Annotated in this window: 17 protein-coding genes; 10 read left to right on the top strand and 7 right to left on the bottom strand. The window is 68.7% G+C overall.

Annotated features, from left to right (window positions below):
• The first annotated feature begins 65 nt into the window (after nucleotides 1-65).
• From ACSFA2_RS19835 to ACSFA2_RS19820, 4 genes are all read left to right on the top strand, one after another.
• Nucleotides 66-1,139, top strand: coding sequence for an ABC transporter ATP-binding protein (locus tag ACSFA2_RS19835; RefSeq protein WP_435457045.1), 1,074 nt, complete (start codon nucleotides 66-68; stop codon nucleotides 1,137-1,139).
• Nucleotides 1,140-1,180: 41 nt separating this feature from the next.
• Nucleotides 1,181-2,509 carry an ABC transporter substrate-binding protein gene (locus ACSFA2_RS19830; protein WP_435457044.1) on the top strand — a complete coding sequence of 443 codons (1,329 nt, stop codon included), beginning with the start codon at nucleotides 1,181-1,183 and terminating at the stop codon, nucleotides 2,507-2,509.
• 67 nt (nucleotides 2,510-2,576) lie between these two features.
• Nucleotides 2,577-3,485 (top strand): carbohydrate ABC transporter permease, encoded by a 909-nt coding sequence (locus ACSFA2_RS19825; protein WP_435457043.1) that lies wholly within the window; start codon nucleotides 2,577-2,579, stop codon nucleotides 3,483-3,485.
• Entirely contained in the window at nucleotides 3,482-4,357 is an 876-nt protein-coding gene (locus ACSFA2_RS19820) for a carbohydrate ABC transporter permease (RefSeq protein ID WP_435457042.1), read from the top strand. Before ACSFA2_RS19825 ends, ACSFA2_RS19820 begins: the two co-directional genes overlap by 4 nt.
• Here the strand turns inward: ACSFA2_RS19820 and ACSFA2_RS19815 are convergent.
• From ACSFA2_RS19815 to glyQ, 6 genes are all read right to left on the bottom strand, one after another.
• A complete protein-coding gene (locus ACSFA2_RS19815) occupies nucleotides 4,347-6,212 on the bottom strand; it encodes a M48 family metallopeptidase (RefSeq protein WP_435457041.1) in 1,866 nt (621 codons plus the stop codon). The two genes, ACSFA2_RS19820 and ACSFA2_RS19815, sit on opposite strands and share 11 nt — an antisense overlap.
• Nucleotides 6,213-6,300: 88 nt before the next feature.
• Complete coding sequence (locus ACSFA2_RS19810; RefSeq protein WP_435457040.1) at nucleotides 6,301-7,197, bottom strand: M48 family metallopeptidase; 897 nt, start codon at nucleotides 7,195-7,197, stop codon at nucleotides 6,301-6,303.
• 25 nt (nucleotides 7,198-7,222) lie between these two features.
• Nucleotides 7,223-7,957, bottom strand: coding sequence for a lysophospholipid acyltransferase family protein (locus ACSFA2_RS19805; protein WP_435457039.1), 735 nt, complete (start codon nucleotides 7,955-7,957; stop codon nucleotides 7,223-7,225).
• Nucleotides 7,957-8,538: a D-glycero-beta-D-manno-heptose 1,7-bisphosphate 7-phosphatase gene (gmhB, locus tag ACSFA2_RS19800; protein WP_435457038.1), complete on the bottom strand. Its 582-nt coding sequence runs from the start codon at nucleotides 8,536-8,538 to the stop codon at nucleotides 7,957-7,959. Before gmhB ends, ACSFA2_RS19805 begins: the two co-directional genes overlap by 1 nt.
• 22 nt (nucleotides 8,539-8,560) lie before the next feature.
• The gene (glyS, locus tag ACSFA2_RS19795; RefSeq protein ID WP_435457037.1) at nucleotides 8,561-10,696 is read right to left on the bottom strand and encodes a glycine--tRNA ligase subunit beta; all 2,136 of its coding nucleotides are present in this window, start codon (nucleotides 10,694-10,696) and stop codon (nucleotides 8,561-8,563) included.
• Between the two features lie 3 nt (nucleotides 10,697-10,699).
• A complete protein-coding gene (gene glyQ, locus ACSFA2_RS19790) occupies nucleotides 10,700-11,614 on the bottom strand; it encodes a glycine--tRNA ligase subunit alpha (protein WP_435457036.1) in 915 nt (304 codons plus the stop codon).
• 199 nt (nucleotides 11,615-11,813) lie between these two features.
• Here glyQ and ACSFA2_RS19785 point away from each other — a divergent pair, with 199 nt between their 5' ends.
• From ACSFA2_RS19785 to ACSFA2_RS19775, 3 genes are read left to right on the top strand one after another with little or no spacing between them, the layout of a single operon-like run.
• Nucleotides 11,814-12,782 (top strand): diacylglycerol/lipid kinase family protein, encoded by a 969-nt coding sequence (locus ACSFA2_RS19785; protein ID WP_435457035.1) that lies wholly within the window; start codon nucleotides 11,814-11,816, stop codon nucleotides 12,780-12,782.
• Entirely contained in the window at nucleotides 12,779-13,585 is an 807-nt protein-coding gene (locus tag ACSFA2_RS19780) for a metallophosphoesterase family protein (RefSeq protein ID WP_435457034.1), read from the top strand. Before ACSFA2_RS19785 ends, ACSFA2_RS19780 begins: the two co-directional genes overlap by 4 nt.
• Nucleotides 13,578-14,405 (top strand): phosphatase PAP2 family protein, encoded by an 828-nt coding sequence (locus ACSFA2_RS19775; protein WP_435457033.1) that lies wholly within the window; start codon nucleotides 13,578-13,580, stop codon nucleotides 14,403-14,405. The genes ACSFA2_RS19780 and ACSFA2_RS19775 overlap by 8 nt, the downstream gene beginning before the upstream one ends.
• A gap of 114 nt (nucleotides 14,406-14,519) precedes the next feature.
• Here the strand turns inward: ACSFA2_RS19775 and ACSFA2_RS19770 are convergent, their stop codons facing one another.
• Nucleotides 14,520-15,590 carry a type II asparaginase gene (locus tag ACSFA2_RS19770; protein ID WP_435457032.1) on the bottom strand — a complete coding sequence of 357 codons (1,071 nt, stop codon included), beginning with the start codon at nucleotides 15,588-15,590 and terminating at the stop codon, nucleotides 14,520-14,522.
• 228 nt (nucleotides 15,591-15,818) lie between these two features.
• On the opposite strand from ACSFA2_RS19770, the gene ACSFA2_RS19765 reads away from it, so the two are divergent.
• The 3 genes from ACSFA2_RS19765 (at nucleotide 15,819) to ACSFA2_RS19755 (ending at nucleotide 18,517) form a co-directional block, all read left to right on the top strand.
• Nucleotides 15,819-16,463 carry a TetR family transcriptional regulator C-terminal domain-containing protein gene (locus ACSFA2_RS19765; protein WP_435457234.1) on the top strand — a complete coding sequence of 215 codons (645 nt, stop codon included), beginning with the start codon at nucleotides 15,819-15,821 and terminating at the stop codon, nucleotides 16,461-16,463.
• Between the two features lie 163 nt (nucleotides 16,464-16,626).
• Nucleotides 16,627-17,427, top strand: a complete 801-nt coding sequence (locus tag ACSFA2_RS19760) for a serine/threonine-protein kinase (RefSeq protein ID WP_435457031.1) — start codon at nucleotides 16,627-16,629, stop codon at nucleotides 17,425-17,427.
• Nucleotides 17,417-18,517, top strand: coding sequence for a TAXI family TRAP transporter solute-binding subunit (locus tag ACSFA2_RS19755; RefSeq protein WP_435457030.1), 1,101 nt, complete (start codon nucleotides 17,417-17,419; stop codon nucleotides 18,515-18,517). The genes ACSFA2_RS19760 and ACSFA2_RS19755 overlap by 11 nt, the downstream gene beginning before the upstream one ends.
• Nucleotides 18,518-18,597 lie beyond the last annotated feature (80 nt).

The following is an 18,597-nucleotide window of genomic DNA, read 5'->3' as shown; positions in this document are numbered from 1 at the left end:
GCGGGCTGCTGCGACGCGGAGGTCTCCACGTCGCCTTCCCTCGCGAACCCACAGGATTGCATTGCATGGCCAGTGTCACGATTCAGGCGGTCAAGAAGAGCTTTGGCGACGTCCCCATCCTCCATGGCGTCGACATCGATATTCCCGACGGTTCGTTCACGGTGCTGGTCGGCCCGTCGGGCTGCGGCAAGTCGACGCTGCTGCGGATGATCGCGGGGCTCGAAGAAATCCACGGCGGCGAGATCCGCATCGGCGAGAAGCGGGTGAACGACCTGCCGCCAAAAGAGCGCGACATCGCGATGGTGTTCCAGAACTACGCGCTCTACCCGCACATGACGGTGCGCGACAACATGGCGTTCTCGCTGACGCTGGCCAAGGCCGACAAGGCGACCATCACGAGCAAGGTACAGCGCGCGGCCGAGATCCTCGCGCTCACGCCGCTGCTCGACCGCTACCCGCGCCAGCTCTCGGGCGGCCAGCGCCAACGCGTGGCGATGGGCCGCGCCATCGTGCGTGACCCGCAGGTCTTTCTCTTCGACGAGCCGCTATCGAACCTCGACGCCAAGCTGCGCGTGGCGATGCGCAGCGAGATCAAGGAACTGCACCAGCGGCTCAAGACCACGTCGATCTACGTCACGCACGACCAGATCGAAGCGATGACCATGGGCGACAAGATCGTGGTGATGCGCGACGGGCGCATCGAACAGACCGGCACACCGCTGGATCTGTACGACCACCCGGCCAACCAGTTCGTGGCCGGCTTCATCGGTTCGCCGGCGATGAACTTCCTGCCGGGCACGCTGCGCCGCAGCGGCGGCGCGGCGCGCGTTGAATTGAAGGACGGCACGCAGCTCGACGCGCCGCTGCACGCGGGCGGCGCCGACGGGCAACCGGTCGTCTACGGCACGCGGCCCGAGCACCTCGCCCTGGCGTCGAGCGGCGGCATCCCGGCGCGCGTGGCGGTGATGGAACCCACCGGCATGGACACCTTCGTCGCGTGCCGGCACGAAGGCACCGAGCTGTCGGCCGTGTTCCGCGAGCGCCACGACTTCGCGCCCGGCAGCACCATCCACCTGCAGCCAGACCTGCAGCGCGCCCACCTCTTCGACGCGGCCAGCGGGCAAAGACTCGCGGCTTGACTTTCGCTTCCCGGTTCGTTCAACAAGACAGGAGACATCGAATGAGTGATTTCAATCGCCGCAAGTTTCTCGAAGGCACGGCCGGCGTGGCCGCAGCCGCGTCGGTCGGCGCCGGCACCGCTCTCTTCGCGCCCTTCGCCCATGCGCAGAACATGACGTTCAAGCCCGAGAAGGGCGCCAAGCTGCGCGTGCTGCGCTGGAGCCGCTTCGTGCAGGGCGACATCGATGCCTACATGGCCAACGTCAAGAAGTTCACCGAGGCCACCGGTGTCGAGGTGCGCGTGGACAACGAAGGCTGGGAAGACGTGCGCCCGAAGGCGGCCGTGGCGGCCAACACCGGCGCCGGGCCGGACATCATCCTGTCAACCAACGACGACGCCAACCTCTACCCCGACAAGCTGCTCGACGTGACCGACCTGGCCGAGTACCTGGGCAAGAAATACGGCGGCTGGTACCCGGCCGGCGAGACCTTCATGCGCCCCGACGGCAAACGCTGGCTGGGCCTGCCGCTGGGCGCCTCGGGCTCGCTCATCGTCTACCGCGAGAGCATGGTGAAGGCGGCCGGCTTCGCGACCTTCCCGAAGAACACCGACGACTTCCTCAAGCTCTACAAGGCGCTCAAGGAAAAGGGCACGCCGGGCGGCATGGCGCTGGGCAACGCGACCGGCGACAGCACCTGGTGCAACTGGCTGATCTGGTCGCACGGCGGCAAACTGGTGGACAAGACCAACAAGGTCGTGATCGACAGCCCCGAAACGCTCAAGGCGCTGGAGTACGGCAAGGAGCTGTACGCCAACTTCATCCCCGGCACGCTGTCGTGGCTGGACCCGAACAACAACAAGGCCTTCCTCGACGGGCAGATCAGCGTGACGAACAACGGCATCTCGGTGTACTACGCCGCCAAGAACTCGGCCGACCCGAAGATCAAGGAGATGGCCGCGGACATCAACCACGCCGTGTTCCCGATCGGGCCGGTGGGCGTGCCGACCGAGTCGCACCTGTTCTTCAACCAGATGATCATGAAGTACACGAAGTTTCCGCAGGCCTCCAAGGAGTTCCTGCGCTTCATGATGGAGAAGGAGCAGTTCGACCCCTGGCTGCAGGGCGGCGGCGGCTATGTGGCCCAGCCGCTGCGCTACTACGAAAACAGCGTGATCTGGAGTTCGGACCCGAAGAACACGCCCTACCGCGACTCGGTGAAGAACCTGCGCCCGGGCGGCTACGACGGCAAGCTGGGCTACGCCTCGGCCGGCGCCGCAGCGGACTTCATCATCCCGAACATGGTGGCCGAGGCCGCAAGTGGATCGAAGACGCCGAAGGAAGCGGCCGAGCGCGCGCAGAAGCGCGCCGAGCGCTACTACAAGCTCTGAGCGTCCCCGCCCGTCCGGCATCGCGGTGCCGGGCGGGCGCCCCTGTCTCTCGACCACTCCTCGTCCCATGAACCTCCTGGTCCGATTCCAGAACAGTCGCAACGCGCTCGGCGCCATGTTCATGCTGCCGGCGGCGCTGTTGCTGCTGGTGTTCCTGACCTACCCGCTCGGGCTGGGCACCTGGCTCGGCTTCACCGATGCCAAGGTCGGCCGGCCGGGGCAGTGGATCGGCCTCGAGAACTACGAGTACCTGTGGGGCGACGCGGTCACGCGGCTCGCGTTGTTCAACACGCTGTTCTATACCTTCGTGGCGAGCGTGTTCAAGTTCCTGCTCGGGCTGTACCTCGCAATCCTGCTGAACAAGAACATCCGCTTCAAGACCTTCTTCCGGGCGGTGATCCTGCTGCCCTACATCGTGCCGACCGCGCTGTCGGCCATCGCCTTCTGGTGGATCTACGACTCGCAGTTCTCCATCGTCAGCTGGGCGTTGGTGAAGATGGGGCTGATCGACCACTACATCGACTTCCTCGGCGACCCGTGGAACGCGCGCATCTCGGTGATCATCGCCAACGTCTGGCGCGGCGTGCCCTTCGTGGCGATCACGCTGCTGGCCGGGCTGCAGACGATTTCCCCTTCGTACTACGAGGCGTCCGCCATCGACGGCGCGACGCCCTGGCAGCAGTTCCGCCACGTGACGATGCCGCTGCTCACGCCCATCATCGCGGTGGTCATGACCTTCTCGGTGCTGTTCACCTTCACCGACTTCCAGCTGATCTACGTGATCACCCGCGGCGGCCCGCTGAACGCGACGCACCTGATGGCCACGCTCTCGTTCCAACGCGCCATCTCCGGCGGTGCCCTGGGTGAAGGTGCAGCGATCGCGATCGCGATGGTGCCCTTCCTGCTGGCCTGCGTGATGTTCAGTTTCTTCGGCCTGCAGCGTCGTGCATGGCAACAAGGTGGGAGCGACAAATGAGCAATCCGAGCCAAGCCGACACCGTCGGCATGAGCTACCTGGACTCGATCCCGCGCAAGGCGGTGACGGTCTACATCCCGCTCGTGCTGTTCCTGATCGTGCTGCTGTTCCCGTTCTACTGGATGGCCGTGACCTCGGTGAAGCCCGAGGCCGAGCTGCTGGCGCGCGACGGCAACCCGTTCTGGGTCATCAAGCCGACGCTGCAGCACTTCTACAAGCTGCTGTTCGAGACGGCCTACCCGCAATGGCTGTGGAACACGGTGCTGGTGTCGGTGGTGTCGACCTTCGTGTCGCTCGCCGCTTCGGTGTTCGCGGCCTACGCCATCGAGCGGCTGCGCTTCAAGGGGTCCAAGCAGGTGGGCCTGTCGATCTTCCTGGCGTACATGGTGCCGCCGTCGATCCTGTTCATCCCGCTGGCCAACGTGGTGTTCAACCTTGGCCTGTTCGACACGCGCTGGGCGCTGATCCTCACCTACCCGACCTTCCTCATCCCTTTCTGCACCTGGCTGCTGATGGGCTACTTCCGCTCCATTCCGGCCGAGCTGGAGGAGTGCGCGCTGATCGACGGCGCGAACCGCTGGCAGATCCTGGTGAAGATCGTGCTGCCGCTGGCGGTGCCCGGCCTCATTTCGGCGGGCATCTTCGCCTTCACGCTGTCGTGGAACGAGTTCATCTACGCGCTGACCTTCATCTCGTCGTCGGAAATGAAGACGCTGCCGGTGGGCGTGGTGACCGAGCTGGTGCAGGGCGACGTGTACCAGTGGGGCCCGCTGATGGCCGGCGCGCTGCTCGGCTCGCTGCCGGTGGCCTTCATCTACTCGTTCTTCGTCGAGTACTACGTGTCGGGGATGACGGGGTCGGTCAAGGAGTGATCACCTCCCGCGCCGCCTGCTGCGCGCGCATCACCTGATGGCGGTGCCAGTATTGGCTGACCACCGCCTTGAATGTGGCTTCGTCCTTCCCCAGGCCGCGCAGTTTGATCTTGGTGGTGCGTGAACCCAGCACGCCCTTGTCGAAGTGGGTCACCACCAGCGTGTTGCCGAAACTGCTGTTGCTGAAGGCCAGGCCCTTGACCTCGTCCCACCCGATGGGCTGGCCGCCGTCAGCGGTCGCGTGCATGCCCTGGTAGCTCACCTCGATGCGCGCGTCGTTCTTGAGCGCGAACGCGACCGGCGGGAAATGGCGCAGCACCACCGCACGCTCCTCCTCGTTCGCGGGTTCGTAGCGGTAGGCCAGGCTGCGTTCGTGCGATTCCGAGAACTGCTGCTCGTAGCGGGCCCAAAGTCGCTGCTCGATCTCGTGCGCCGTCGGCATGTCGTCGACCCATGACGCCTCCGGCACGGTGGTGACGATGGCGCCATAGTCCTGCTCGCCCACCGTGTGCCCCACGTTCCGCATGCGCTCGAGCAGCGGGGGGTGGCTGTCGTACGGATGCGGCACGCCGGCCGTCTGCATGGTGGCGATGAACGCGTCGGACCGCGCGTAGGGCTGCAGGCCCTCGGCCACGTAGCCGGCGATGCCGAGCGAGGCGCCATGCTGGCGATCTTGCGCGAACAGCCGATGTTCCACGTCGTTGCGGTAGCTGGCATACGCCGATATCTTGATGAGGGACTGCACGATCGCGCGCGGTGCGGTCAGGCCCGCCGCCACCCGGTCGGCGGTGTACTCGCGCTCCCGGCTGTCGCGTGACAGCGCAAAGGAAAAGATCATGCGGTAGAGCCGCAGCACGTAATGCGCAACGATCGTCAGGCCGCCGCCGCGCATTTCCCAGGTGTACTGGTCGAACTGCTGCAGCTTCGGTCCGAGCATGGCGCTGCTCTTCGTGTCGCCACCGCCCAAATGCGCGAGTTCATGCGCCAGCACGGCGTCGGCCTCCTGCGTGTCGAGCACCCGCAACAGCGGAATGCTGATGAAGAGCGTGCGGCCCTGAACCGCCTGGCCCTGCACCACGCAAGGCGCCTCGGTCACGAAGAAGTTGGTATCGATGCCGGCGATCACCTGGTCCGGCGGCGCCGTCTCGACCTGTGCGGCCAGCGTGCGGATGCGCTGCCAGAGCCGTGGTGCGGCCTCGGGCGTGAGCAGGTCTCCCTCGATCTCGTTGGCGCTGGCCGACTTCTTGAACAAGGTGTAGATCGCGAAGAACACGGCGGCCGCCGCCGCGACGCCGGCGATGCCCACCAGCTTGATGTAGTAGCGCTCCCAGAAATAGGCGGTGACCCAGAACGACAGCCAGACCACCATCGCGCTCTGCAGCACCACCTCGACCGCGCTGCCGACCGTGATCACCCGCCAGCCGGCGACGAAGCTCGCGTAGCGCAGGCCGCGGTTGACGAAGGCCAGCGCGCCCAGGGCGAGCGCGGTCAGCAGCAGCGCGACACCGAGCCACAGCGTTGCCCGGGCCGCGCGCTCTGCCCCATGGAACTGCCAATGCATCGAATAGGTTTCGCAGACCTGGTCGTGGAATGCCTGCTCGTCCGGCCCCGACGCGCTGCAGGCCGCCGAGAGCGGATGCGCACGGTAGAACCCGATCAACTCGCGCTTCTCGTCGGGAGAACGGCGGGTGTCGGCGGCGACCCGCTGCTCGACCCGCTCGAGGAAGGCCGCGTCCTGCGTGCGCAACGCGTAATCGATAAAGAAGAGCGTGGCTGCGGGAATGACGAACAGCCATGCCACGGTCAGCAGGAAGACCTTCACAAGGTCGGCCCGAACAGTCGATTCAGCTGTCATTCAGCACTCCATCTGGTCGTTGTTGTGACCAGATGTTGCCAGAACTCGATGACGGTGTGCGCCGTCGACCTGGGCGCGATGGCGCCGATTACCAGCGCGGAACCGGCTCGTCCTTGAGTTGCTGCCGCAGCGCGCCGTAGTCCGGCACCACGCTCTCGACCGTTTCCCAGAAGCGCGGGCTGTGGTCCATCACGCGCAGGTGCGCGAGCTCGTGCACCACCACGTAGTCGATCACCGGCATGCGGTAGTGCACCAGCCGCCAGTTCAGGCGGATGGCGCCGTCGGCGCTGGCGCTGCCCCAGCGCGTGGCGGCGTTCGACAGCGACATCTTGGTCCAGCGCACGCCGAGCTGCGGCGCATACAGCGTCAGCCTTTCCTGGAAGATGCGCTTGGCCTGGCGCATGAGCCAGGCCTGGGCGGCGTCGCGGATCTGCGCCGTGGTCGCATTGTTCGCCACCGACAGGTGCAGCGCGCGCGCCCCGCTCTCGCCCGGCTCGGCGTCGAGCATCGCGCCGACGCCGTCGAAGGCATGGCGCGGGTCGAGCCGCACCGTGACCTGTTCGCCGAGGAACGGGATGCGTGCGCCGTCCTTCCATTCGATGCGCGCGGATTCGAGCCGCTCGTGGCGCTGCTGCGCCTCGTCGAGCTTGCGCACGATCCAGTCGGCCTTCTCCTGCAGCGCCGCGTCGACGTCGCGCAGCGCGACCCAGCGCGGCGCACGCACCGACAGGCCTTCGGCACCGACCACGAAGCCGATGGTGCGACGCTTGCCGCGCGCGAATTCGTAGGCGACCTGCGCATGGCCCAGCACCGCTTCGCGTGTGGCGCGCGGATGGACGAAGCGCTGGAGGCGCAACGTGTCGGACAGCGGCACGGCGGGCAGCGACGGGCCGTGGGGCTCGACGGCCTTCGGCGCTGCAGGCGCCGCCGCGGGCGCAGGCACCTCGGCGCGCAGCTCGTCGAACAGGTCCAGGGTGAATTGCATCAGGCCGCGCATCGCACGCACCCGCTCAGCGGTAGGCCTCGGGGTCGAGCCGGCGCATCTCGGCTTCGATCCACGCTTCGACCTCGCGCATCAGTTCGTCGGGCTTGCGGCCGACGCTGGAGATGGCCGGGCCGATCGACACGTCGACGATGCCGGGCCGCTTGACGAAGGCCTTGCGCGGCCAGACCTTGGCCGAGGTGACGGCGATCGGGATCACCGGTGCGCCGGTCTCCACCGCGAGGCGCGTGCCGCCACTCTTGTAGGTGCCCTGCTGGCCGCGTGGGATGCGGGTGCCTTCGGGGAACATGATGATCCAGATGCCTTGCGCCAGCAGCGCGCGGCCCTGCTTCACCACCTTGTTGAACGCCTGCGCGCGCTGGCTGCGGTCGATGTGGATCATGTCCAGTCGCGCCATCGCCCAGCCGAAGAAAGGCACGTAGATCAGTTCCTTCTTGAACACGTAGGCCAGCGGGTGCGGCATCAGCGTGGGCATGAGGAAGGTCTCGAGCGTGGACTGGTGCTTGACCAGCAGCACCGCGCCCGCACGCTGCTCCTGCGGCAGGTTCTCCATGCCGGTGACGCGCGTGCGGATGCCGAGGATGACCCGCGCCCCGCCGATGGCCCAGCCGAGCCAGCGCGCGGCCATCCAGTACAGCGGCTCGCCGCGGCGCCAGATCGACGCCACGCACATGATGATGCCCCAGGGAATCACGGTGACCAGCATCCACCCCATGTGGAGCACCGAACGCACGAAGGCCATCAGACGGCCACCTGCAAGGCCGCCTTCTGCGCCTCGCGCGCGAGCAGGAAATCGACGAAGGCCGACAGGTCGTCGTGCACCCGCGTGTTGGCCGGGTAGTCGGGCGGCAGCGGGTCGACGTTGCGGCAGGCCGCGCCCATGCCGGTCAGCAGCAGGTGCGGCTCGCAGCCGGCCGCCGCCCCGGCCTGCAGGTCGCGCAGGCTGTCGCCGGCGGTCGGTACGTTGGCCAGGTCGACGCCATAGCGCTCGCCGATCTGCAGGAACAGGCCGGGCTTGGGCTTGCGGCAGCCGCAGTCCTCGTCGGGGCTGTGCGGGCAATAGAAGATCGCGTCGACCCGGCCACCGACGGCGGCCAGCATCTTGTGCATCTTCGCGTGCATGGCGTTGAGCGAGACCACATCGAACAGCCCGCGGCCGAGGCCCGACTGGTTCGACGCGATCACCACATGCCAACCCGCATGGTTGAGCCTGGCGATGGCTTCAAGGGCCTGCGGCAGCGGCGTCCACTCGACCTCGCTCTTGACGAAGTCGTCGCGGTGCAGGTTGATGCTGCCGTTGCGGTCGAGGATGACGAGTTTCATGATGGGCCTCGCGTGGATTCGATCAGGCTGCCAGCCGCTCCAGCAGCGCCACGCGGTTCATCGCCGCGTGCAGCAGCTTCAGCAGCCCGAGGCGGTTGAGGCGCAAATCGACCTGTTCGGCGTTCACCATCACATCGTCGAAGAAGGCGTCGACCGGCGCGCGCAGGGCGGCCAGGGTCTGCAGCGACGCGGTGTAGTCGCCAGCGTCGAACTGGGCGTCGGCCGCGGGCACGATGCGTTCCATCGCGGCGTGCAGCGACTTTTCGGCCGGCTCCTGCAGCAGCACCGGGCTGACGTGCGCGTCGGCCTCCGGGGATTTCTTCAGGATGTTGCCGATGCGCTTGTTGGCGGCGGCCAAGGCCGGCGCCTCGGGCAGTGCGGCGAAGGCGCGGACGGCCGCCAGCAGCTTGGGCACATCGCCCAGGCGCTGCGGCTGCGGGGCCAGCACGGCGTCGACTTCCTGCGCGCTGGCGCCCTGCTCGCGCAGGCTGCCGGCGAGGCGGTCGAGGATGAAGCCTTCCAGGTCGACCACGGCGCGGTCGCGGTCGAAACCGTCGATGCCCTGGAACACGGCGGCGGCGCCGGTCAGCAGCGCTTTCAGGTCCAGCGGCAAATCCTTCTCGATCAGCATCCGCACGACACCCAGCGCATGCCGGCGCAGCGCGAAGGGGTCGCGGTCGCCGGTGGGCAGGTTGCCGATGCCGAACATGCCCACCAGCGTCTCGAGCTTGTCGGCCAGCGCCACCACCACGCCGACTTCGCCGCGTGGCAGGGTGTCGCCGGCGAAGCGCGGCTTGTAGTGGTCCTCGATGGCGTCGGCCACGTCGACGGCCAGGCCGTCGTGCAGCGCGTAGTAGCGGCCCATGGTGCCCTGCAGCTCGGGGAACTCGCCGACCATGTCGGTCACCAGGTCGGCCTTGGCGAGCTGCGCGGCCTGGGTCGCCTGCGCGGCGAGCGTGCCGTCGCCCAGTTGCTCGGCGATGGCGCGCGCGATGTGCATCACGCGCGTCACGCGTTCGCCCTGCGTGCCCAGCTTGTTGTGATAGACCACCTTGCCGAGCGACTCGACACGCGAAGCCAGCGACTTCTTGCGGTCCTGGTCGAAGAAGAACTTGGCGTCGGCCAGGCGCGGGCGCACCACGCGCTCGTTGCCCTGGATCACCGCGCTGGCGTCGTCGGGCGTGATGTTGCTGACGACCAGGAACTGGTTGGTGAGCTTGTCGGCCGCGTCGAGCAGCGGGAAGTACTTCTGGTTGGCCTTCATCGTGAGGATGAGGCATTCCTGCGGCACGTCGAGGAACTCGCGCTCGAAGCTGCAGACCAGCACGTTGGGCCGCTCGACCAGCGCGGTGACTTCGTCGAGCAGCGCGTCGTCGTCGATCGGCTTGGCGCCACCGCCGACCTTCGCGGCGGCCAGCGCCAGTTGGCGGGCGATCTCGGTGCGGCGGGCTTCGAAGCCGGCGATCACGGCACCCTCTTCTTCCAGCTGCAGCGCGTAGCTGCTGGCATCGCGCAGCACCACCGGGTCGACCTTGGCCTCGAAGCGGTGCCCGTGCGTCTCGCGGCCGGCCGCAAGGCCCAGCGCCTCGACCGGCACCACGTCACCGCCGTGCAGCGCGACCAGGCCGTGCGCCGGGCGCACGAAGCTCACGCTGGTCCAGCCGGGCAGCTCGCCGTTCTCGAGCTGGTAGCTCATGACCTTGGGGATCGGCAGCTTGGCGATGGCGTCGGCCAGCGCCTTCTGCAGGCCGTCGGCCAGCGTGGCGCCCTGGGCGGTGCTTTCGTAGAACAGCGCCTCGGCCTTGCCGTCGAGCGCCCGCTTGAGCGTGGCCACGGCCGACGCGTCGGCGCCCAGCGCACCCAGGCGCTTGAGCAATGCCGGCGTGGCGTTGCCGCCCGCATCGAGGCCGACCGTGACCGGCATCAGCTTCTGCGACACGGCCTTGTCGGCGGCCTGCGCCACGACGTTCGTCAGGTGCGCACCCAGGCGGCGCGGTGAGGCATAGGACGTGAGCACCGAGTTGGCATCGGCCAGGCCAAGTGCGACGAGCTGGTCGCGCAGCACGCCGGCGAAGGCCTCGCCCAGCTTCTTCAGCGCCTTGGGTGGGAGTTCCTCGACGAACAGTTCGACGAGCAGGTTCTTGGAATTCGTGGTCATGGATCAGGCCGCCTTCTTCGTGATGGGCGCCATCTGCGCCACCCACTCGCGCGGGGCCATCGGGAAACCGAGCCGTTCGCGGCTTTCGTAGTAGCTCTGCGCCACGGCGCGTGCCAGGTTGCGGATGCGACCGATGTAGGCGGCGCGTTCGGTCACGCTGATCGCGCCGCGCGCGTCCAGCAGGTTGAAGCTGTGCGCGGCCTTGAGCACCTGCTCGTAGGCGGGCAGCGCCAGCTGCTCGGTCATCAAATGCTTGGCCTGCTTCTCGTGCGCGTTGAAGGCGGTGAAGAGGAAGTCGGCGTCGGAATGCTCGAAGTTGTAGGTCGACTGTTCGACCTCGTTCTGCTTGTAGACGTCGCCATAGCTCAGGCCATCGGTCCACGTCAGGTTGTAGACGTTGTCCACGCCCTGCAGGTACATCGCCAGCCGTTCCAGGCCGTAGGTGATCTCGCCGGTGATCGGCTTGCAGTCGATGCCGCCGACCTGCTGGAAGTAGGTGAATTGCGTCACCTCCATGCCGTTGAGCCAGACCTCCCAGCCCAGGCCCCAGGCGCCGAGCGTCGGGTTCTCCCAGTCGTCCTCGACGAAGCGGATGTCGTTCTTCTTCAGGTCGAAGCCGAGCGCCTGGAGCGAGCCGAGGTACAGCTCGAGGATGTTCGACGGCGCGGGCTTGAGCACGACCTGGTACTGGTAGTAGTGCTGCAGGCGGTTCGGGTTCTCGCCGTAGCGGCCGTCCTTGGGGCGGCGGCTGGGCTGCACGTAGGCGGCCTTCCACGGTTCCGGGCCGAGGGCGCGCAGGAAGGTGGCGGTGTGCGAGGTGCCGGCACCGACCTCCATGTCGTAGGGCTGGAGCAGCGCGCAGCCCTGGTCGGCCCAGTACGACTGCAATTTGAGAATGATTTGCTGGAAGGTCAACATGGAAGCTGGCCGGCGCAGGCCGGACATTGGACAGTCGGCGGGCCGGGGCCCGCGAGGCGCCGATTTTACGGGCCGGGCGGCTGCGGCTTTGGCGTCTCTCCCACACGAGGCCGGGCGCTTGCCCGCCGGCTCGTCGGCCGCGACGATGCGATAACGCGATATGCGCCCGCCATGGGCGTCCATCCGCCCTCCGATGCCCATGACGCCACCCGACCTCGCGCCCGACGCGCCCCTCTTCATCGTCCTGAACGCCGGGTCGGGCAAACACGCGACCGCGCCGGTGCGCGCCGCGGTCGAGCAGGCCTGCGGCGCGGTGGGGCGGCGGCACCGCATCTTCCTGGTCGAGGCGCCGGGCCAGTTGCAGGCCTTCGCGCGCGAGGCGGTGGAGCGGGCGCGTGCCAACGGCGGCATTGTGGTGGCGGCCGGCGGCGACGGCACCATCAACGCGGTGGCGCAGGCCACGCTGGGCAGCGGCTGCGCTTTTGGCGTGTTGCCGCAGGGCACCTTCAACTATTTCAGCCGCACCCACGGCATTCCGGCCGAGAACGAGGCGGCGCTGCAGGTGCTGCTGAACGAGCCGCCGCGTGCGGTGCAGGTCGGGCTGGTGAATGACAAGGTGTTCCTGGTCAACGCCAGCCTCGGGCTGTACGCGCAGTTGCTGGAGGAGCGCGAGGCCTTCAAGCGCGACTACGGGCGCAGCCGGCTGATCGCGCTCGGCGCGGCCGTGGTCACGATGCTGCGCGGCGGGCATCGCTCCTGGCGGCTGCGGCTGGCGCTGCGCGGGCAGGAACGCGACGTGCGCACCCGGTCGCTCTTCGTCGGCAACAACGCACTGCAATTGCATCAGGTCGGCATCGACGACGCCGACGCGCCGGAGGAAGGCCAGCTCGCCGCCATCGCGGTCAAGCCCGGCCGCTGGTGGTCGCTGCCGGGCCTCTTGGTGCGAGGCGCGCTCGGCAAGCTGGGCGACGCCGACCACATCGTGACCTTCCCCTTCGCCTCGCTGACCGTGAAGCCGGCCGGCACGCATGGCCGGCGCCGCATCAAGGTGGCGACCGACGGCGAGCTCAACTGGCTGGACATGCCGCTGCTGTTCCGCGTGGCACCCGAGCCGCTGTGGCTGATCAAGCCGGTCGTGGCGCCGGAGCTGGAAGCGGCGCGGGCATGAGCGTATTGATCCAAATCTCCGACACGCACTTCGGCACCGAGCAGGCCCCCGTGGTCGCGGCGCTCGAGGCGCTGGTGCACGACACGCAGCCGGCGCTGGTGGTGCTGTCGGGCGACATCACCCAGCGCGCGACGCGGGCGCAGTTCGCCGCGGCGCGCGCCTTCATGGACCGGCTCGGGGTGCCGTGGCTGGCCATTCCGGGCAACCACGACATTCCGCTGCTTCAGGTGGGCGCGCGGCTGTTCGACCCCTACGGCCGCTACGCCGACGCCTTCGGCGCGAATCTGGAGCCCGAGTTTTCGTCGCCCGACTGGCTGGTGCTCACCGTCAACACGACGCGCTGGTACCGGCACGCGGACGGCGAGGTGTCCGAAGCGCAGATCGCGCGCGTGGCGCAACGGCTCGCCAGCGCCACGCCCGGGCAGCGACGCGTGGTGGTCACGCACCAGCCGGTGCTGGTGACGCGGCCCGAAGACGAAAGCAACCGACTGCATGGCGCCGACGCGGCCCTGCGCCGCTGGGCCGCGGCCGGGGCCGACCTGGTGCTGGGCGGCCACATCCACCTGCCCTTCGTGCGGGCGGCGCACGAGGCCGACGCCGGCGTGTCGCGCGCGCTCTGGGCGGTGCAGGCCGGCACGGCGGTGTCGTCGCGCGTGCGCGGCGGCCAGCCCAATTCGGTCAACCTGCTGCGCGGCGCTGCGTCGGCGCTGCGCAGTTGCACGGTCGAACGCTGGGACCATGCCGCCGCCGAGGGCCGCTTCGTACCGGGCAAGGTGCACACGCTGGCGCTGGCCGATGTCTGAAGCGTCCGGAACGCCGCTGCTGATCTGGGTCGCGGGCGCCGCGGCGCCGCGTGCCTTGCCGATCTTCCTGCTCGTGCTGCTGACGGCCGTGGTGGCCGGCGGCCTCGCCTGCGGGGGGCTTCAGCGACGGCGCGCCGCCCTCGCGGCCGAGACCGAAGCTCGACCGCCGCGGCTCGTGCTCAGCCTGGCACTCGGCTTCGCTGCCATCGTCACCGCCGCCGCCCTGTTCGCAGGGATCGCCGAGCGGGCGACGCCGACGCACACGCTCGGCCGCGCCGACCAGGTGCTGGCCGACGGCATCGCCGCGACGCTGCCCTGGGCCGCGCTGCGCGCCTTCAGCCTGCTCACGCACTTCGGCGACCGCGACGTGCTGGTCGCGATCGGCGTCGGCGTGGCCGTGTGGCTGCTGTGGCGCCGCCACACCGGCCTGGCGCTCGGCTGGATGCTGGCGCTGGGCGGCAACGCCGTGCTCAACCCGACGCTCAAGAACCTCTTCGCGCGGGCCCGGCCGGTGCACGAGCACGGCCTGGCCTTCGAGGAGAGCTACAGCTTCCCCAGCGGCCACAGCTCCGGGTCGATGGTCGTCTACGGGATGCTCCTGTACCTCGCACTGCAGCTGCTGCCGCCGCGCTGGCATGCGCCGGCCGTGATGGCCGCCATCGCGGTGATCCTCACGACCGCCTGCAGCCGCATCTTCCTGCAGGTGCATTTCGCGAGCGACGTGGCGGCCGGGCTGCTGTCCGGTGGCACCTGGCTGCTCGTCTGCGTGAGCAGCGTCGAACATGCGCGCTACCGCAAGCGCCGCCACGCCCCCCGCTGACCCCATCCACAGCATCCCCTTCCAGAAACACCGCGGAACCGGCTTCGCCGGGCCGCCGGTGTTGCCCCCTTGAGGGGGAGGCGGCCACACGCAGTGAGCCGCATTGGGGGTGGGTCAATACTCCCAGAAGATGCGCTGGAGTTCTTTCGTGTCGCTTGTCTTAGTGAGGGCCACCATCGCCAGGATGCGAGCCTTCTGCGGCCGCAGGTCGTGCGCCACGACCCAGTCGTACTTGTCGTCCGGTTGCTCGGCATTGCGGATCACGAAGCCGTCGGGCACGCGCGAACTGCGGATCACGACGATGCCGTCGGCACGCACCTTCTGCAGGCTGGGCACGATGCGGTCGGCCACCGAGCCGTTGCCCGGGCCGCCGTGGACCAGCGCCTTGATGCCGCTCTTGCCCAGTGCGTCGATGGCCGTCGAGGCCACGCCCTCGTAGCCCATGGCGATTTCCACGGGCGGCAGCGACTTGATGGTGTCGATGTCGAACTCCGAATTCATGGTGTGGCGCTTGACCGGGGCGCGGAACCAGTAGTTGCGGCCTTCGACCACCATGCCGAGCGACCCCCACTGGCTCACGAAGGCGCTGGGCTTGATGTTGAAATTCTTGCTGACGTCGCGGCCGCTCTCGATGCTGTCGTTCATGGTGAGCAGCACACCCTTGCCCATGGCGTCCTTGCTGCCGGCGACGCTGACGGCGTCGTAGAGGTTCAGCGCGCCGTCGGCCGACAGGGCCGTGCCCGGGCGCATCGACGCGACCATCACGATCGGCTTGTTGGTGTGCACCGTGAGCGTCAGGAAGTACGCGGTTTCTTCCACCGTGTCGGTGCCGTGCGTGATGACGATGCCGTCGACGTCCGGCTGCTTGGCCAGTGCCGAGACGCGCTGGGCCAGCACCAGCAGGTTGTCGTTGGTCAGGCTTTCCGATGCCACCTGGAACACCTGTTCGCCGCGCACGTTGGCGACCTTGCCCAGCTCGGGCAGGCCGGCAATGAGCTTCTCGACGCCGACCTTGGCCGCCGCGTAGGTGGCGCTGTTGACGGCCGATGCGCCAGCCCCGGCGATGGTGCCGCCGGTGGCGAGGATCACGACATTGGGCAACGCGGCCTGGGCGTGGGCCACGGCGGCGGCGGCCAGCAGCACCGCGGAAGCGGCGAAGCTGCGCAGGCGGGAAGAGGAGATCATGGTGCGTCCTTCTGTGGGTTGGGAGAAATCGGAAAGCCGCCATTGGGATACAAGAACGGTGCCCGTTGCGACACCCGTCCATGCAGAGACGACATCGGCCCATGCGCCGCCTGCAACACAGGGGGCGTCGATGCGGGGCGGTACCATCGCCATCACGCCGCGCCTGGCGCCGCCGCTCACCTGCCTACTGTGGAAACTCCTGCCGACACCGCCCTGCCCCCCGTGGACATGCCTGCACCCGACGGGCCGCTGTCGCGGGCCCGCCCCGGGCGTGAGCGCATCATGGCGGCGATCCGCGAAGCGGCCATCGCCGAGTTCAGCCTGCACGGGCTCAAGGGCACGTCGACCCAGGCCATCGCGCTGCGCGCCGGCATCACCAAGCCGCAGCTGCACTACTACATCGCCGGGAAGGAAGAGCTCTACGAAGAGCTGCTGATGCAGGTGTTGCACGCCTGGAAGGTGGTGTTCTCCTTCGACCAGGCCGCCAGCGGGCCGGCCGCGGTGCTGAGCGACTACATCCGCAAGAAGCTCGACCACGCCTTCGACCATCCGGAGATGTCGCGCATCTTCACGCGCGAGGTGCTCGACGGCGGCAGGAACCTCGAGGGCTACTGGCCCAACTCGCAGGCCTGGACGCAAAAGAAGATCGACATCATCAACGGCTGGATCGCGCGCGGGCTGATGCGCCCGCTCGACCCGCGCCTGCTGCTGCAGCACATCTGGGCCATGACCCAGTACCACGCCGACTACGCACTGCAGGCGCGCGTGATGATGGGCGTGGGCACCGAAACGGCGATCGACCGCGAGCAGGTGGCGCGCGAGCTGATCGCGTTCGTGCTCGGCGGCTGCGGCATCCAGACCGCGCCGAAGTAGCCTCGCCGACCCAGCACGTCGTGGCACCACGGCCGCTGCCGCGGCTTTCACCTTGAAACATCTGCGGCGGCCCCTCTATGGGTAGTCCCTGATGACCGCCCCGGGCAAAGGGCGAAGGATGCATTCTTTTCTACTACTTCCGTTCACACGCGAAGGGTCGAAGATGTCCACCTCACCCACCGGTATCCTGTCGTACGGATGGATGCCCGGCCCGCACCCGGCGGACGAGCCGCGTGACGATGCGGCGTTGGCGCAGTCGTTGCGCGACCTCGGCCAGAGCGCCGCCGACGCCCCGGACACCGTGCTGCCGCTCGACGATGCGGACGAGCCACCGCAACAAGCCATGCCGCCCGCGGCGGTGGTGACCTACCTTCCCGCCGCATCGACGGCGCACCCCGTCCTGGAGCGCGGCGCCACGCCGGCCCGCGACGCGTCGTCCGGCTGGTCCGCCGACGCCCAGGCCACCCGGCGCCTGATGGTCAGCCTCGCGCTCGTCCTCGGCCTGTTCGGCATGGGGCTCGCACTCGACTACGTCTATTCCGGGCGGCAGGGCCACGGCGCGGCGCAGCATGCGTTCGAGACCCGCGTGACGCAGATGCAGGCCGCCGTGGCACGCGGCGACTTCGCTGCGGCGAAACAGGCGCTCGGCCTCGTCGGCACCGCGCACGCCGACGACCCGCGGGTGCAAGCGGCGCGGCAGGCCCTCGGCCAGCACGAACAGGCACAGGCGCAGCGGCGCGAGCGCTTGCACGAGGCGGCACGTCGCGCGTCGCTGGCGCTCGGTTTCCATGCGCCGGCGCGCCCCGAACCCGAGCCGGCGGCTGCCGACGACACCGTGCACATCGTCGGCGCCATCACCGCGCCACCCACCACCGCGGCGCCGCCGGGCGCCTGCAATGCCGCCCTGGTCGCGCTGGCGCTGTGCCAGCCGACGAACACCGCGAGGAGCGCGTATGCCCCTTGATGTCCGCATCCTGCTCCGGCGCATCGCACGGGCCGCATTGCTGCCGGGCCTGGCGCTGATCGGCGCCCTCGGGGCTTCGGCCGCCGACTACAAGATCGTCACGGCATCGAGCGCCGGCACGTACATCCAGATCGGCCGCGACCTGGCCAAGTGGGTGGCGCCGCCGGCCGGCATCGGGCTGGAGGTGCTGGAGTCGAAGGGCTCGGCCGAGAACGTGCTGCGCATGCGCTTCGAGCCCGGCGTGAAGCTCGCGCTGGTGCAGTCCGACGTCTACCAGGCCTTCCTCGACGAGGCCAAGGCAGGCAACGCGGAAGCGGGCAACATCATTCGGCCGCTGCGGCTCGTCATGCCGCTGTACGAGGAAGAGATCTACTTCGTGGTGCGGGCCGATTCGCCGCTGAACGCCATCCACGAGATCCGCGACAAGAAGATCGGCGTCGGGCCGATCGGCAGCGGCACGGCCCTGACCGCGCGAACCCTCTACCAGCGCATGTTCGACGTGCCGCTGCCGGCGAACAGCGCGCAGTACCTCGCCAACGAGGAGGCGCTGGCCCAACTGACGGTGGAAAAGAGCATCGACGTGGCGGTCATCGTGGCCGGACAGCCCGCGAAGCTCTTCACCGAGATGAAGCCCGAGGCGCGCCGCTTCATCAAGCTGCTTCGGCGCGACGACGCCGCCCCCGAGAGCGGGCGCGCCCTTGGCACCTACCAGGCCGCGACCATCCGCGCGGCCAGCTACGCCAGCTGGCTGGGCGCCGACGTGCCGACGCTGAGCGTGCAGGCCTACCTGGTCACCTACGACTACGGCTTGCGCGCGACGGTCGGCGACCTCACGCGCTTCGCCGATGCGCTGTGCGCCAACTTCGACCAACTGCAGGCGCAAGGCCACCCCAAGTGGAAGCAGGTGCGGCTCGAGCTGCCGCCGCTCGGCCCGGGCTGGCGCTATTTCGCGCCCATGGAAAAGCGCCTGCGGGCCTGCGCGTCGCAGCGCGCGGTGGCGTCGGTCGGCCTGCCGCCCCTGGGCATGACGCCGGCGCGCACCAAGCCCTGCACCGAGCAGGAAGTCGTGCTCGGCATCTGCCGCCGCTGAATCCGTCGACCGGCTGAAGCGGCCGACCCATCCGCACCCGGGCAGCCGCTCCGTTTCGGTGCGTCCGCCCTGGCACGCCC

This window comes from Variovorax cryoconiti (assembly GCF_051216395.1).
Taxonomy (GTDB): Bacteria; Pseudomonadota; Gammaproteobacteria; order Burkholderiales; family Burkholderiaceae_C; genus Variovorax.
The sequence above is the reverse complement of the archived record's forward strand: the minus strand, read 5'-3'. Positions and strand labels throughout refer to the sequence as shown.

Coding starts and splice junctions, on each gene's coding strand:
- ACSFA2_RS19835 (WP_435457045.1), top strand. CDS start 66: ATGGCCAGTGTCACGATTCAGGCGGTCAAGAAGAGCTTTGGCGACGTC.
- ACSFA2_RS19810 (WP_435457040.1), bottom strand. CDS start 7,197: ATGCAATTCACCCTGGACCTGTTCGACGAGCTGCGCGCCGAGGTGCCT.
- ACSFA2_RS19765 (WP_435457234.1), top strand. CDS start 15,819: ATGCCTGCACCCGACGGGCCGCTGTCGCGGGCCCGCCCCGGGCGTGAG.
- gmhB (WP_435457038.1), bottom strand. CDS start 8,538: ATGAAACTCGTCATCCTCGACCGCAACGGCAGCATCAACCTGCACCGC.
- ACSFA2_RS19780 (WP_435457034.1), top strand. CDS start 12,779: ATGAGCGTATTGATCCAAATCTCCGACACGCACTTCGGCACCGAGCAG.
- ACSFA2_RS19770 (WP_435457032.1), bottom strand. CDS start 15,590: ATGATCTCCTCTTCCCGCCTGCGCAGCTTCGCCGCTTCCGCGGTGCTG.
- ACSFA2_RS19785 (WP_435457035.1), top strand. CDS start 11,814: ATGACGCCACCCGACCTCGCGCCCGACGCGCCCCTCTTCATCGTCCTG.
- glyS (WP_435457037.1), bottom strand. CDS start 10,696: ATGACCACGAATTCCAAGAACCTGCTCGTCGAACTGTTCGTCGAGGAA.
- ACSFA2_RS19825 (WP_435457043.1), top strand. CDS start 2,577: ATGAACCTCCTGGTCCGATTCCAGAACAGTCGCAACGCGCTCGGCGCC.
- glyQ (WP_435457036.1), bottom strand. CDS start 11,614: ATGTTGACCTTCCAGCAAATCATTCTCAAATTGCAGTCGTACTGGGCC.
- ACSFA2_RS19815 (WP_435457041.1), bottom strand. CDS start 6,212: ATGACAGCTGAATCGACTGTTCGGGCCGACCTTGTGAAGGTCTTCCTG.
- ACSFA2_RS19830 (WP_435457044.1), top strand. CDS start 1,181: ATGAGTGATTTCAATCGCCGCAAGTTTCTCGAAGGCACGGCCGGCGTG.
- ACSFA2_RS19775 (WP_435457033.1), top strand. CDS start 13,578: ATGTCTGAAGCGTCCGGAACGCCGCTGCTGATCTGGGTCGCGGGCGCC.
- ACSFA2_RS19760 (WP_435457031.1), top strand. CDS start 16,627: ATGTCCACCTCACCCACCGGTATCCTGTCGTACGGATGGATGCCCGGC.
- ACSFA2_RS19820 (WP_435457042.1), top strand. CDS start 3,482: ATGAGCAATCCGAGCCAAGCCGACACCGTCGGCATGAGCTACCTGGAC.
- ACSFA2_RS19755 (WP_435457030.1), top strand. CDS start 17,417: ATGCCCCTTGATGTCCGCATCCTGCTCCGGCGCATCGCACGGGCCGCA.
- ACSFA2_RS19805 (WP_435457039.1), bottom strand. CDS start 7,957: ATGGCCTTCGTGCGTTCGGTGCTCCACATGGGGTGGATGCTGGTCACC.